The 306-nt window shown below is 52.0% G+C and carries 1 protein-coding gene; it reads left to right on the top strand.

Annotated features, from left to right (window positions below):
* On the top strand, positions 1-306 hold a 306-nt coding region (locus NWF35_RS12065; protein ID WP_301239415.1), incomplete at both ends, for a transposase.

Below are 306 nucleotides of genomic sequence, written 5' to 3'. Positions count from 1 at the left end.
TCAATGCGCATACATACGCAGACGCTACGCCGCCAAACGGCGGAGGCTGGGCAAAGCCAAGAAGCTCGATGCGATCCGCAAGTCCAAGAACAAAGAAGCCCGGTGGATGAAAGACCACAATCACAAGATCAGCCGTCAAATCGTCAACTTTGCGGTATCCAACGGTGTTGGACTCATCCGCATGGAAGACTTGACGGACATCCGGAACCGAGCTAAGTCAAAAAAAGAAGCCGGACGGAACCTGCATTCCTGGTCGTTTTATCAGCTGAAAGAGATGATCCGCTACAAAGCAGAGATGGCGGGTAT

Source organism: Polycladomyces subterraneus (genome assembly GCF_030433435.1).
Lineage (GTDB): Bacteria > Bacillota > Bacilli > Thermoactinomycetales > JIR-001 > Polycladomyces > Polycladomyces subterraneus.
Note: the sequence above shows the minus strand (reverse complement) of the source record. Positions and strands in the feature narration are given on the sequence as shown.